This window comes from Sphingomonas sp. Leaf25 (genome assembly GCF_001421635.1).
In the GTDB taxonomy this organism is placed as follows: Bacteria; Pseudomonadota; Alphaproteobacteria; order Sphingomonadales; family Sphingomonadaceae; genus Sphingomonas.
The window spans coordinates 265419-278481 of record NZ_LMKU01000033.1 but is presented as its reverse complement, the minus strand read 5'-3'; the positions used below and the strand labels follow the sequence as shown (position 1 = coordinate 278481).

14 protein-coding genes are annotated in these 13063 nt (G+C 68.5%); 7 read left to right on the top strand and 7 right to left on the bottom strand.

Going from position 1 to position 13063, the window contains the following annotated elements:
* Positions 1-138: 138 nt before the first annotated feature.
* From ASE78_RS16275 to ASE78_RS16255, 5 genes are read right to left on the bottom strand one after another with little or no spacing between them, the layout of a single operon-like run.
* Positions 139-321 (bottom strand): hypothetical protein, encoded by a 183-nt coding sequence (locus tag ASE78_RS16275; RefSeq protein WP_056498539.1) that lies wholly within the window; start codon positions 319-321, stop codon positions 139-141.
* 31 nt (positions 322-352) lie between these two features.
* Complete coding sequence (locus tag ASE78_RS16270) at positions 353-808, bottom strand: MarR family winged helix-turn-helix transcriptional regulator (protein ID WP_055757618.1); 456 nt, start codon at positions 806-808, stop codon at positions 353-355.
* Positions 784-1257 (bottom strand): hypothetical protein, encoded by a 474-nt coding sequence (locus tag ASE78_RS16265; protein ID WP_056498537.1) that lies wholly within the window; start codon positions 1255-1257, stop codon positions 784-786. The genes ASE78_RS16270 and ASE78_RS16265 overlap by 25 nt, the downstream gene beginning before the upstream one ends.
* A 21-nt stretch (positions 1258-1278) precedes the next feature.
* Positions 1279-1617, bottom strand: coding sequence for a hypothetical protein (locus tag ASE78_RS16260; protein WP_056498535.1), 339 nt, complete (start codon positions 1615-1617; stop codon positions 1279-1281).
* Positions 1618-1646: 29 nt separating this feature from the next.
* Positions 1647-2081 carry a LuxR C-terminal-related transcriptional regulator gene (locus ASE78_RS16255; protein ID WP_082448062.1) on the bottom strand — a complete coding sequence of 145 codons (435 nt, stop codon included), beginning with the start codon at positions 2079-2081 and terminating at the stop codon, positions 1647-1649.
* A 151-nt stretch (positions 2082-2232) separates the two neighbouring features.
* On the opposite strand from ASE78_RS16255, the gene galA reads away from it, so the two are divergent.
* Positions 2233-4719 carry a beta-galactosidase GalA gene (gene galA, locus ASE78_RS16250; RefSeq protein WP_056498533.1) on the top strand — a complete coding sequence of 829 codons (2487 nt, stop codon included), beginning with the start codon at positions 2233-2235 and terminating at the stop codon, positions 4717-4719.
* A 230-nt stretch (positions 4720-4949) separates the two neighbouring features.
* Here the strand turns inward: galA and ASE78_RS16245 are convergent, their stop codons facing one another.
* Complete coding sequence (locus ASE78_RS16245) at positions 4950-5402, bottom strand: tRNA (cytidine(34)-2'-O)-methyltransferase (protein ID WP_056499222.1); 453 nt, start codon at positions 5400-5402, stop codon at positions 4950-4952.
* Between the two features lie 107 nt (positions 5403-5509).
* On the opposite strand from ASE78_RS16245, the gene ASE78_RS16240 reads away from it, so the two are divergent.
* Positions 5510-6121, top strand: coding sequence for a TetR/AcrR family transcriptional regulator (locus ASE78_RS16240; protein WP_056498531.1), 612 nt, complete (start codon positions 5510-5512; stop codon positions 6119-6121).
* Positions 6122-6439: 318 nt separating this feature from the next.
* The gene (locus ASE78_RS16235) at positions 6440-7783 is read left to right on the top strand and encodes a polysaccharide deacetylase family protein (protein WP_235515114.1); all 1344 of its coding nucleotides are present in this window, start codon (positions 6440-6442) and stop codon (positions 7781-7783) included.
* A 157-nt stretch (positions 7784-7940) separates the two neighbouring features.
* On the opposite strand, the gene ASE78_RS16230 is transcribed toward ASE78_RS16235, so the two are convergent.
* Positions 7941-8420 (bottom strand): nucleoside deaminase, encoded by a 480-nt coding sequence (locus ASE78_RS16230; protein WP_056498529.1) that lies wholly within the window; start codon positions 8418-8420, stop codon positions 7941-7943.
* A 144-nt stretch (positions 8421-8564) separates the two neighbouring features.
* On the opposite strand from ASE78_RS16230, the gene katG reads away from it, so the two are divergent.
* From katG to ASE78_RS16210, 4 genes are all read left to right on the top strand, one after another.
* Positions 8565-10784, top strand: coding sequence for a catalase/peroxidase HPI (katG, locus tag ASE78_RS16225; protein ID WP_056498527.1), 2220 nt, complete (start codon positions 8565-8567; stop codon positions 10782-10784).
* A gap of 121 nt (positions 10785-10905) precedes the next feature.
* Positions 10906-11208 (top strand): PadR family transcriptional regulator, encoded by a 303-nt coding sequence (locus ASE78_RS16220; protein WP_321163102.1) that lies wholly within the window; start codon positions 10906-10908, stop codon positions 11206-11208.
* Complete coding sequence (locus ASE78_RS16215) at positions 11205-11840, top strand: hypothetical protein (protein ID WP_056498522.1); 636 nt, start codon at positions 11205-11207, stop codon at positions 11838-11840. The genes ASE78_RS16220 and ASE78_RS16215 overlap by 4 nt, the downstream gene beginning before the upstream one ends.
* Positions 11841-11867: 27 nt before the next feature.
* Entirely contained in the window at positions 11868-12950 is a 1083-nt protein-coding gene (locus ASE78_RS16210; protein ID WP_056498521.1) for an alpha/beta fold hydrolase, read from the top strand.
* Positions 12951-13063 lie beyond the last annotated feature (113 nt).

Here is a 13063-nt window from a genome sequence, read left to right as displayed (position 1 = left end):
CCCTAGTCCCTCCCGTCGCCGCGACTGCGACACGGGTTTCCGCCGCCGATCCTTCGGCTGGCGGAAAGGAATGATAGCGCTACCAGTTTTGGACCGCTGTATCCCTGAGCGAACTGCTACGATTGCCAGCGCTGGCAGTCAATCGGCAAAATGATGGAAATTATGCCCGCGCCGATCGAGCAGCGCGTCGCCGGGATGATGGAGGTGCATCCGCTGCCACCACCGGGCGATCGCGGGGCGATGGGTCGCCGCCCCGCCTGCCGCGCCGGCGATGGCGACCGACATGATGGCCGACAGGACGAGGCGGCGGGTCCGGGTCATCGATCGATCACGTGGGGCCGATGCGGCCGCGTCAGCCAAGGTCGGGCAGCGCGCCCCGGCCGAACGAATCGAGCCAGCCGTCGAGCGCGTTCGCGAGCGTTGGCAGCATCACGATCAGGATGCTGCGCGCGTCGGTCGGATCGGGCCGCCGTTCGACATAGCCGCGCGCCTCGAAATTCTCGATCAGGCGCAGCGCGGTGGTGGTCGACGCGCCGCTCGCCGCGCAGAGTTTCAGGACGTTGGTCCGCTGCCCCTCGGCGGTGGCGACATAGAGCGCGAGGATCATGTCCCACGCCGGTTCGACGAAGCGCAGCCCCGCGAAGGCGGCACCGCGCGCGCGGCGGCCGGCGAGCATCGCGCTCGCCTGTTCCAGCCGGCGGGCGGCGGGATCGACCGGGTCGGGCCGGGCGGTGCCGACGAACTGCAGGACGGTGGCGCGCGGCAGGCGCACCAACACGTCGATCATTTCGGTTGCGGTGGCATCCATGACGATCGGAATCCATTACGAAGGACCGGCCCGGCGTCGCGGGGCAATTGCATCGTGCCGAGCGCCAGCGCCGCGAAGGCGAGATAGGCGTAGAGACCGAGGCCGGTGTGATAGACGAAGGGCGCGACCGCCGGCAGCAGCGCGGCGGCGATGCTGACCAGCAGGTTCGCCAGCGTGAAGCCGAACGCCCAGACCGGCCAGAAGCGCGTCGTGCGCACCGCCAGCCAGAAGAAGCCCGCCGCCACCGCGAAGTCGATCGTCAAGACCGACAACGCGGCGGGCAGCCATGCCGAGGCCGACAGCAGCCGGACGACCAGCGTCGCGATGCAGCCGACGACGTTGATCGCCGCGCCGATCCGTTCGGGCCGGCCGCCGCGCCACGCGGCATAGCCGTTGACGCCGAGGAAGACGGCCCAGAACAGCAGCGCGAAAAGGACGTTCGTCGCCATCGGGAAGCTTCGGCCGCCGGATCAGGCCATGACGGGCACGGGCGCGTCGGCGCTGCCCGACGGTTTGGGCAGCAATTCGCCCCAGCTCGTCTCGGTCAGGCCGAGTTGCCGTCCGGTCCGCTCGATCGCGACATGCGCGCGCATCGCCATCTGCGACTGGCTTTCGACCAGCGAGCCGAGCGCGCCGACCGTCGCCTTGACCGTGCCATGCGTCATCGCCGCCGACAGGCCGTGCGCCGAGGTGGCGTCGAGCGTGGTCATCAGGAACTGCGCGGTATCGCGCATCGCGACGTTGATCGAATGTTCGGCGCGACGCAGATCGTCGGCGACGGCGAGACTGGTAGCGGTGAGGTGCTGCATGGTCGTTCCCCTCGGCATCTGCATGCCGGCTATGATGCGGTCTGGCCGAACAGCAGCCCCAGTGCCACGATGACCATCGCCGCCACGGTCAACCCGACCGGGGTGGCGATCGCGATGATCGCCCCCCACAGGGCGACCTGTTGCCAGCTCATCATGTTCCTGCGGCCGGTGCTGTCCGGCAACGGCATGGGAAGCGGCCAGAGCGGCGGCGGGGAAGATGGAGAAGATACAGGGTGTATCGATTCCACCCCCGATTCATGCGCCGCGAACCGCCGCGCGGCATCGAACCGGCTGGTCGCGCCGAGGATATTCTTGGCGTCGATCAATTGGTTATCGACATAGCGCGCGCTCAGCCCCAGCATGTGGGCAATCTCGGCCGATTTGCGGTGTTCATGCACCAGCCGCAGCAATTCGCGCTGGCGCGGGGTCAGTTTCGCGAATCGGTCGTCGGCGGGATGCTCCATCACGCGATCATTAACGTCATTTTCAGCGAGATCGACCGGGCGTACGCGGCGGCGAAACCACATTGCTGCCGGGTATATTCTTGGCTACGCATTCATCAGACAAATCAAGGCGGGCCGGAAGCGGCAGCCGCCACGTCAGGAGAGACGAACGATGCTGATTTCCCGTCGCGAGGCGATTGCCGCGGGCGCGCTGGCCGGAGCGGTCGCGCTGCCGGGACTGGGATCGGCGCATGCCGGCGTGTCGGGCGAGGCCCCTGCCCCGGTGTACATCGGTCCCCGGCGGGTCGAACGGCTGGCCGACTGGCGCTTCCATCTTGGCCATGCCGCCGACGTCGAACAGGACTTCGGCTTCGGACGGTATCAGCGGACCTATGCCAAGGCGGGCGTCACCGCCGACGCCTCCAGCCCGGCGTTCGACGACAAGGGCTGGCAGGCGGTGATGGTGCCGCACGACTGGGCGGTGGCCTTGCCGTTCGCCAAACCGGCCGCGCCGGCGACGAAGGAAACCGAGGACGCCGCCGCCGCGCATGGCTTCAAGGCGATCGGCCGCGACTTTCCCGGGAACAGCGTCGGCTGGTATCGCACCCCGATCGCCATCGACGCCGCCGACCGCGACCGCGCGCTCTGGATCGAGTTCGACGGCGTGTTCCGCGACTGCATCGTGTTCGTGAACGGCTATGTCGCCGGCCGTAACGAGAGCGGCTATGCACCGTTCGCGGTGCCGATCGGCGACTTCCTCGATTACGATGGCGGGCCGAACGTCATCGCGCTGCGGGTCGATGCGTCGCTTGGCGAAGGCTGGTTCTATGAAGGGGCCGGGATCTACCGCCATGTCGACCTCGTCCGCGCCAATCGCGTCCATGTGCCGCAATGGGGCAGCGTGGTGCGCAGCACCGTCGGCAGCGACGGCGCGATCGTCAGCGCGGCGCTGGACATCCGCAACGACGGCCCCGCCCCGGTCGCGGCGGTGGTGCGCCAGCGGATCGTCGGCGCAAACGGACAGGCGGTGGCGGCGCTGCCCGAAACGTCGCTGACGGTTGCCCCGCACACCACCGCGACCGCAACCGGCAGCGCGCGGATCGCCGCGCCACAGCTCTGGTCGGTCGAGACGCCGTATCGCTACCGGCTGCACAGCGAGGTGGTGGTCGACGGCATCACGGTCGACACCTATGTCACCCCGTTCGGCATCCGCACGGTCCGCTTCGACGGCGCGGGCGGCTTCCTGCTCAACGAACGGCCGGTCAAGCTGCTGGGAAGCTGCAACCATCAGGACCATGCCGGGGTCGGCACCGGCATCCCCGACGCGCTCCACGCATGGCGGATCGCGCAGTTGCAGGAGATGGGATCGAACGCCTGGCGCAGCGCGCACAATCCCCCCGCCGCCGCGATGCTCGACCTGTGCGATGCGATGGGCATGCTGATGATCGTCGAGGCGCGGCGCAACAGCAGCGATCCCGCGGCGATGGACGAACTGTCGCGCATCGTCCGGCGCGACCGCAACCATCCCAGCGTCATAAGCTGGTCGCTCGGCAACGAGGAACCGCAGCAGGGATCGCCGCGCGGCGCGCGGGTCACGCAAGCGATGCAGGATCTGGTGCGCGAGCTTGACCCGACCCGGCCGACGACCTTCGCGTTCGACAATAGCTGGGACAAGGGAGCCGCTAGGATCGTCGACGCGGTCGGCTTCAACTACCGCACCGACAGGATGCCCGCGTTCAAGGCGGCCCATCCCGGCGTACCGGTCTATGGATCGGAAACCGGCAGCACGGTCGCGACGCGCGGCGCCTATGCCAACGATGCCGCACGGCAGATCGTGCGCGCCTATGACACCGAACATCCGTGGTGGGCATCGACCGCCGAGGAATGGTGGACGATCGTCGCCGACCGAAGCGACATCGCCGGCGGGTTCATCTGGACCGGGTTCGACTATCGCGGCGAACCGACGCCCTATCCGGCGTTTCCCAGCATCTCGAGCTATTTCGGGGTGCTCGACACCTGCGGCTTCCCCAAGGACAATTTCTATTATTACCGCGCGTGGTGGCGGCCCGACCAGCCGCTGGTCCATCTGCTGCCGCACTGGAACTGGCCGGGCAAGGACGGCCAGCCGATCGAGGTGTGGGTGCATGGCAATTGCGCCGAGGTCGAGCTGCTGCTCAACGGCCGCTCGCTCGGACGCAAGCCGATGCCGCGCAACCGGCACCTGCGCTGGGACGTGCCCTATGCGCCGGGCCGGATCGAGGCGCGCGGCTATGACAAGGGCCGCCGCACCGCGCGCGACGTGCGCGAGACGGCCGGGGCCGCCGCCGGCGTCGTGCTGACCGCCGATCGCCGTCGGCCGCTGGCCAGCGGGCAGGACGTGGTGATGGTCCGCGCCGAATTGGTCGATGCGAAGGGGCGCATCGTGCCGGATGCCGCCGATCTGCTGCGCTTCGCGGTGGCGGGCGATGCGACGATCATCGGCGTCGGCAATGGCAACCCGACCAGTCTCGAGGCCGATCAGGCCGACCGGCGCCGCGCGTTCGCCGGGCTGGCGCAGGCGATCGTCCGCATCGGGCGCGGCACCGGCCCGGTCAGGATCACCGCCACCGGCGACGGGCTGACATCGGGGCAGTTGCTGTTGCTGCCACAGGCGGTGTGATGCTCGGTCCACGGGGATCCAACCCGGAGGCGACAGTCATGCCCTTACCGTCACCCCGGACTTGTTCCGGGGTCCACCCGGCCGCAAATGCTGCCGCCAGAGACTCAGGCTACATCGATTGCCGCACCGTGGACCCCGGAACACGTCCGGGGTGACGACGAGGATGAGTACAGCGCGTTCAACCCGAAACGCCGGATCTTGTGCCACGCAAAGCTGAATGTCGATCGATCCTACCCCGGCAGGCCGCCGGTCTGGCGCAGCGCCTCGCCCAGTGCCAGCGCGGCGGAGGTGGCGAGGTTCATCGATCGCACCGCGCCCTTCATCGGCAGGCGGACGAGTGCGTCGCACGCATCGGCCACGGTTTGCGGCACGCCTGCGCTCTCCTTGCCGAACAGCAGCACATCGCCCGGCGCATAGGCGAAGCGATAGGCCGACTCGGTCGCCTTGGTGGAGAACAGCACCAGCCGGCCGCCGTCCAGCGTGGCGCGAAACGCAGCGAAATCGGCGTGGCGGGTGACGGTGACGTGATCGATATAGTCCATCGCCGCGCGGCGCACCCGCCGGTCGTCCCATGTAAAGCCCAGCGGCTCGATCAGGTCGACCGTGGCGCCCAGACAGGCGCACAGGCGCAACACGGCACCGACGTTACCGGCGATCTCGGGTTCGAACAGGGCGATACGCATCGCCGCCGCTTGGCGTGGGCGCGCGCGCTTGGCAAGCGGGGCGATCACGGCCGCCGCCGCCACGCCGGCTTGCCACCGGGGGACGCCCTCCTTATGTACCGGCCGTTATGGAATCGCTTGCAACTCCCCCGCCCAAGGGTCGGCCCCGCGAATTCTGCGTCGATGCAGCACTCGCCAAGGCGCTCGGCGTGTTCTGGGCGAAGGGCTATGACGGCGCGTCGATGGCCGATCTGACCGACGCGATGGGCATCACCAAGCCCAGCCTCTATGCCGCGTTCGGCAACAAGGAAGCGTTGTTCCACAAGGCGCTCGACCTCTACGAAGCCGAGAAGATGGCCTATACCCGCGAGGCGCTGAACCAGCCGACCGCGCGCGCCGTCGCCGAATATTTCATGCGCGGCGCGATCGATGCGCAGACCGACAGCGGCGGCCCGAAGGGGTGCCTCGGGGTTATCAGCACCACCGCATGCGGCGCGGACGCCGGATCGATCAAGGCCGACATGATCCAGCGGCGCGCCTGCGCGCAGGCGGCACTGGTCGAACGATTCGAACGCGCCAAGCACGACGGCGACCTGCCCGACCATGTCGATGTCGCCGGTTTGACCGGCTATCTCTACGCCGTGTTGCAGGGGATGGCGGTGCAGGCCGGATCGGGGGCGACCCGCGTCGATCTGGAGCGGGTGGTCGCCACCAGCCTGATGATGTGGCCGGGGCGATAAAAAGCTACCGGTCGGTATAAAAGGCGTTGACGACCGCTTCTCCGCTTAATATACCGACCAGTATAGAAGAGGGCATCGCAGCGGTGCCTCCATGGTATCCGCAAAGGCTGCACCATGCCTGACCCTGTGTGTTCGCGGTGATCGCCCGGTAACGTCGGCGACGCCGCAGTCCAATGCTTCGATTTCGGCACGTCCGCCGGCCCGGTACTCGGGCGGATGGTGGAGGTGCATCTGCACGTCGGCACCATCATGGGGCCGCGACCGCCCGGTCGCGCCTCGATCAAGCCACCGTGCGCCATCCAAAGGGAGGATCCGTTCATGGCCTATGTCGATTTCACCGGTGATCCGATGCTCGCAGTGCAGGCAGGCAGCGTCGAGACCGCCGCTGTGCCGCGTACCGGGCTCAGCGCGCTCGAATGGTCGGTCGTCGCCCTGGCGCAGCATGACCGCCTGTCGTCGCTGCGCGAGCCGGGGCGGGTATCGGTCGCGCTCGGCCGGGTGTTCGGTACGCGACGCGGCAGTCCGCACCTCGCCGATCCGCAACTGGAAGCGCTGCGCCGCATGGCGGTGCTGAGCTGGCATCGCGGGTTCGCGGTGCCGGTGCATGAACTCAAGACGTTCCTGCGCGCGGGCTTTTCGACCGACCAGTATGAAACCATGGTCGCCAGCATCGGCACGGCGCGCAGCCGGAACCGCCTCGAAACTCGCTCTCCCGCGAATTTTCAAACGGACTCCGACACACCGGGGGTGCAGCGATGGCCGGGGTCGTGCGTTCGCCCCGCCATGGCCACACACCACGATCGTTATCCCTATCGCAGCATCGTCGATCGCCCGGTCTATGACTGGCCGGGCGGCAAGCGCCTCGCGCTCTATCTCGGCGTCAATTACGAGGTGTTCGACTTCGGCGGCGGGCTGGGCGCCGAACTGGCGCCGTCGCAGACCGACCCCGATGTGATGAACTATGCGTGGCGCGATTACGGCAACCGCGTCGGGGCATGGCGGCTGTTCGACCTGTTCGACCGGCTGGAGCTGCGCACCACCGCGCTGCTCAACGCCGATGTCCTCGACCGCTGCCCCGGCCTTGCCGAAGCCTGCCGCGACCGGGGCGACGAGATCGCGGCGCATGGTGGCAGCAACGCGCGGGCGCAGGGCGACATGACGCCCGGCCGCGAAGCACGTCTGATCGCGGACGTGACCGAACGCCTCGCCGCGCTCGGCACGCGGCCGACCGGGTGGCTCGGCCCATGGATTTCGGAAAGCCACGACACGCCCGACCTGCTGGCGCAAGCGGGCTATCGCTACGTCCTCGACTGGGCGCACGACGACCAGCCGACCCGGATGTCGACCAGACACGGCGGCATGCTATCGGTGCCCTATTCGCAGGAGATCAACGACATCCCGTCGATCATCCAGCGCCGGCAGGAGGCGGAGACGTTCGCGGCCATGATCCGCTCCGCCGTCGATCAGCTCCTGTCGGAATGTGACCGCCGCCCGGTCGTGCTGGGCATCGCGCTCCACCCCTATATCATGGGGCAGGCGCACCGCGTTCCCGCGCTCGCCCGGGTGTTGAGCGACCTGCGCGGGGCGGACGATCCGCGCATCTGGTGGACGACCGCCGGCGAGATCGCCACCCATGTCGAGGCGAACGGGCTGGCGGTGTAGGATCGACATTCGCCGGACTCCGGCAAGTTGCCCCCCTCCCGGACAAGGGAGGGGCTGGGGGTGGGTGGGTCGAACAGGAAACGTAAGCTTCCCACAACCGGCCGACCCACCCCCGCCCCCTCCCTTGTCAGGGGGGGGGAGACGTCGAACGCCTTGTTCAATCCCGGTCCGTCCCACGTCGCGCATGCAGGGCGCGGACCTCGTCGGCGAATTGCTCGACGGGTCCCATGACCTCGATACCGGGAACCACATCGGTAACGCGCAGCGGCGCGATGCCGAGCGACGGCCTACCCAGCTCGGCCAGCCATCGTCCCAGTTGCGGCGTCGATGTCGCATAGACGATCCGCCCCAGCCCGACGAGGCCGTGCGCCGCCGCGCACATCGCGCAATGTTCGCCCGAGGTATAGACGGTCGCGCCGCGGCGTTCCTCCGACGACAGATGCTCCGCCGCGAAGCGGGCGATCGCGAATTCGGGATGCCGCGTCGGATCGCCGCCGCCTGTCCGGTTGCGATCCTCGAACAGCACCGTGCCATCGGCGGACACCAGCAGCGACCCGAACGGTTCGTCCCCCGCCGACACCGCTTCGCCGGCCAGATCGACGCAGCGACGGAGACAGGCAATATCGGTTGCGTTCATGACGGGCCTCGATGGAATTCGTGTGACCGGTCCGCCGCTGCGGCCGGCCCATCGAAAAATCCGATCGGACACATTGGTTCAAATCGTTGGAATACGTGTCCCCGGTCGGTCATCCCACGCGGAATAGTCATGGAGAGAGTTGCGATGGACGCCATCCCCGAAAACAGCCCGATCAACGATCCCAAGAAGCAACCTGCCGCGATGCGCCGCCTGCTGGGCCAGACCGCGCGCGACTGGTGGCCCGAGGCGCTGTCGATCGACATCCTCCATCAAAAGGGCGTGAGCGGCAATCCGTTCGGCAACGACTTCGACTATCGCGCCGAATTCGCAGGCATCGATTATGATGCGCTCAAGGCCGATCTGACCGCGCTGATGACCGACAGCCAGCCGTGGTGGCCGGCCGATTACGGCCATTACGGCCCGTTCTTCATCCGCATGGCGTGGCATTCGGCCGGCACCTATCGCACCGGCGACGGGCGTGGTGGTTCGTCGGCGGGGCAGCAGCGCTTCGCCCCGCTCAACTCGTGGCCCGACAACGGCAATCTCGACAAGGCACGCCGCCTGCTGTGGCCGATCAAGCAGAAGTACGGCCGCCAGTTGAGCTGGGCCGACCTGTTCATCCTCGCGGGCAACGTCGCGATCGAATCGATGGGCGGGCCGACCTTCGGCTTCGGCGGCGGTCGCGAGGACGTGTTCGAGCCCGAAAAGGACGTGTACTGGGGCACCGAGGAAGAATGGCTCGGCCAGACCCGGATCGACGAGGAAGCCGGCCTCGCGCTTGAAAGCCCGCTCGCCGCGATCCAGCACGGGTTGATCTACGTGAACCCCGAAGGTCCGGGCGGCTGCCCGATGCCCAAGGGCTCGGCGCGCGACATGCGCGAGACGTTCGCGCGCATGGGCATGAACGACGAGGAGACGGTGGCGCTGACCGCCGGCGGCCATACTTTCGGCAAGGCGCATGGCGCGGGCGATCCCGCCCATGTCGGCACCGAGCCCGAAGGCGCGGACATCGCCGCGCAGGGTCTGGGCTGGGCATCGACGCACGAGAGCGGCATGGGCGATCACACGATCACCTCGGGCCTCGAAGGGGCATGGACGCCGACGCCGACGACGTGGGACATGACCTATTTCGATATGCTGTTCGACCATGAATATGAACTGGTGAAGAGCCCGGCGGGCGCGCACCAGTGGCAGCCGGTCGGCAATCCCGAGGATACGCTCGCCCCGGCGGCGCATACCCCGGAGAAGAAGGTGCCGACGATGATGTCGACCGCCGACATGGCGTTGAAGGTCGACCCCGCCTATAACGCGGTCTGCCAGAAATTCCGCGCCGATCCGGCCTATTTCGCCGACGTCTGGGCGCGCGCGTGGTTCAAGCTGACCCACCGCGACATGGGGCCGAACGTCCGCCTGCTCGGCCCGGAAGTGCCCAAGGAAGACCTGATCTGGCAGGACCCGGTCCCCAGACTCGAAGGCGAGGCGATCGGCGATGCCGAGGTCGCCACGCTGAAGGAAGCGATCGCCGCGTCGGGCCTGTCGATCGCCGAACTGGTGACGACCGCATGGGCCTCTGCCTCGACCTATCGCGGGTCGGACAAGCGCGGTGGCGCCAATGGCGGGCGCATCCGCCTTGCCCCGCAGAAGGACTGGGAGGTCAACGAGCCGGAACAACTGGCGAAGGTGCTGGCGGTCTATGACGGGATCAAGGCCGGTTTCGACGGCAAGGGCGGCAAGAGCGTGTCGATCGCCGACCTGATCGTGCTGGGCGGGGTCGTCGGCATCGAACAGGCGATCGCGCCGACCGGTCACGACGTCGCGGTGCCGTTCGTGGGCGGCCGGACCGACGCGACGCAGGACTGGACCGATGTGGAGAGCTTCGCGGTGCTCGAGCCGAAGGCCGATGCGTTCCGCAACTATCTCCAGGTACAGTTCAACGTGCCGACCGAGGAGCTGATGATCGACCGGGCGCAACTGCTCGGCCTGTCGGCGCCCGAAATGGCGGTACTGGTCGCGGGGCTGCGCGTGCTGGGGGCGAACCACGGCAAGGCGAAGGAGCACGGCGTGTTCACCACCCGGCCGGGGCAGCTCACCAACGACTTCTTCGTGAACCTGCTCGACATGGCCACCGCGTGGAAGCAGGTCAGCGACGACAGCGATCAGGAGTTCGTCGGCACCGATCGCCACACCCACGAACGCAAGTGGACCGCGTCGCGCACCGATCTGGTCTATGGCTCCAACTCGCAGTTGCGCGCGATTGCGGAAGTCTATGCCTGCGACGACGCCGGCGAGAAGTTCGCCAAGGACTTCGTGGCGGCATGGACCAAGGTGATGATGGCCGACCGGTTCGATCTCGGACAGGCATGATCGCGCTCTGATCCACGCTTCGGCGTGACGGGGGTGTCCGGGCAGAGCGTCCGGGCACCCCTTTTCATGGGTGTCGATCGTACCGCTTGACGCTTAACTCTACATATGTTGTTATTGGTGCATGGCCCGGACCCGTCGCCCTTCGCCACAGATGCTGACGCTGATCGAAGCACTGGCGGCGCGCGCGCCCGAATGGTGGCACGGCTATGAGCTGATGAAGGCCACCGGGCTGATGTCGGGGACGATCTATCCGTTGCTGATGCGCATGACCGATCAGCGACTGGTCGAGGCGGAATGGTGCGCGCCCGAGCACCCCGGCCGGCCGCCGCGCCACGCCTATCGATTGACCGCCGCCGGGCTGCAACTGGCGCGGGACCTCGCCACCGATCGCCCCACGCCCGACGGCGTGCCGTTTCCGGCATGAGCGCGCCGCTCGCCCGGCTGCTCCTCGCGCTCGCGGTCCGCAGCCTCGGCACGCGCCATGCGGCATGGGGTGCGGCGATGCTCGCCGAACAGCCCGCCGCCGCCGCTGATGGACGGTCGCTCCGCTTCGCGCTGGGGTGTCTGATCGGGGCATGGCGCATGCTGCCACGGCATGGTGAGGGCCGCCGGTTGCTGGCCGGCTATGCGCTGGCGTTGGGGCTGCTGTTGCCGGTGGCGGCGATGCTGGTGGTCGCGACGCTGTTCGGCTTTCCCTTCGTCACGGCGAGCGACGGCCTCGGCGGCTTCCTGACCGGCAGCGGCACGCACGTCTCGCTGCTGAACGCGGGCACGCGGTCGACCGGCCCGGTGCTGGCGGTGCTGTTGCTGGCGCTGGCGGGTTGCCACCTGCCGCTGGCGTGGTGGGTGCTCGACCGGAACTGGGCACGGGTCGCGACCGCGATGCGCTTCGGCGCGGCGACGATCACGACGCTCGCGCTCCTGACGGCGTGCGCGATGCTGGACGTGACCACGCTGCTGCCGCCGGTCGCGGCGGTGGTGGCCGAACTGGCGGCGGTGTCGACCTTCGCTTGGTGGCACGACGCGGCGCAGGAGGATTTCGGGACGGCATCCTGACCGGCCCGATCCAGCGGGAGAGGAAGAATGACCGGCGCATTGAACCTGATGCGGCTGGCGGCGGGGCTGTGCCCGGCGCTGATGCTGGGCGGACTGTTGCCATCGGCCGGCGATGCCCGGCCGGCACGAATCGCCGAACGCCCGACAGGCATGGCAACCGAGGTGCGGATCGCGTCCGAACCGGGCGTCACCCTGGCCGGCACGCTGCATCTGCCGGCCGCCGTGCCCGGCGCGCGGTTTCCGCTGGCGGTGCTGGTCCAGGGCCATGGTCGCAACGGGCGCGGTGGTTATGGCGACCTCATCCGGCGGCTGAACGCCGACGGCATCGCCGCGCTCGAATATGACAAGCGCGGCGTCGGTCAGTCGGGCGGCACGTACCAGGAGGATCTGACGCTTCTGACCGCCGATGCGGCGGCCGCCGTCGCGGCGATGCGCGCGCGCGGCGACATCGACGGGCGGCGCATCGCGGTGGTCGGGCACAGCCAGGGCGGCGTCATCGCCCCGGCGGTCGCGGCAGTCGATCGGGGGGTCGCGGCGGTCGTGACGCTGGCCGGATCGGTCGGCGACGGCCTGCCCTATCTCACCCGCGCGATCCGCCATCAGATGATCGCCGCCGGCCGCGCGCCAGCGGTGGTCGACCCCGCGATCGGCGCGATCACCGCGCTGCTTCAGGCGCGGATCGACCGGCGGGACATGGCCGCGATCGCGCCGCTGCGCATGGCGGCGATCGCGCGGTTCGAGGATGCCGGCTTCTCGCCCGCGCAGGCGCAAGGCGCACTGGCGATGATCGATACCGAGGAAGCGTGGCAGGCCGACCGGCTACGCTCCGCCTCCGACCTGAAGGCGCTGCACGTTCCGGTCCTCGCGGTGTTCGGCGCCAAGGACCCGCTGATCTCCGCCGCCGAAGAGTCCGCCGCCGCGCGGGCAGCGTTGCGCGACAACCCGCGCGGCAAGGTGGTCGTACTCGCCGGCCTCAGCCACTGGTTTCAGGACGGTGCCGTGACCGGTGGCGAGGACGAGGTGGCAAGGCTCGGCCCCAACTTCAGCTCGCCGCGCGCGGTCGCGCTGGTCGGCGACTGGCTGGACGATGCGCTGTCAGTGAAGCGATAGCCGGGTCGGCGTTGGCGGCGTAACTGATATAACATCTCATTGACGATGGTGTAACGTGCCGCCAATAGGCGCGCTCCTGTCGCCGGTCCTGCCCGCGCGGTCTGGCCAATAAC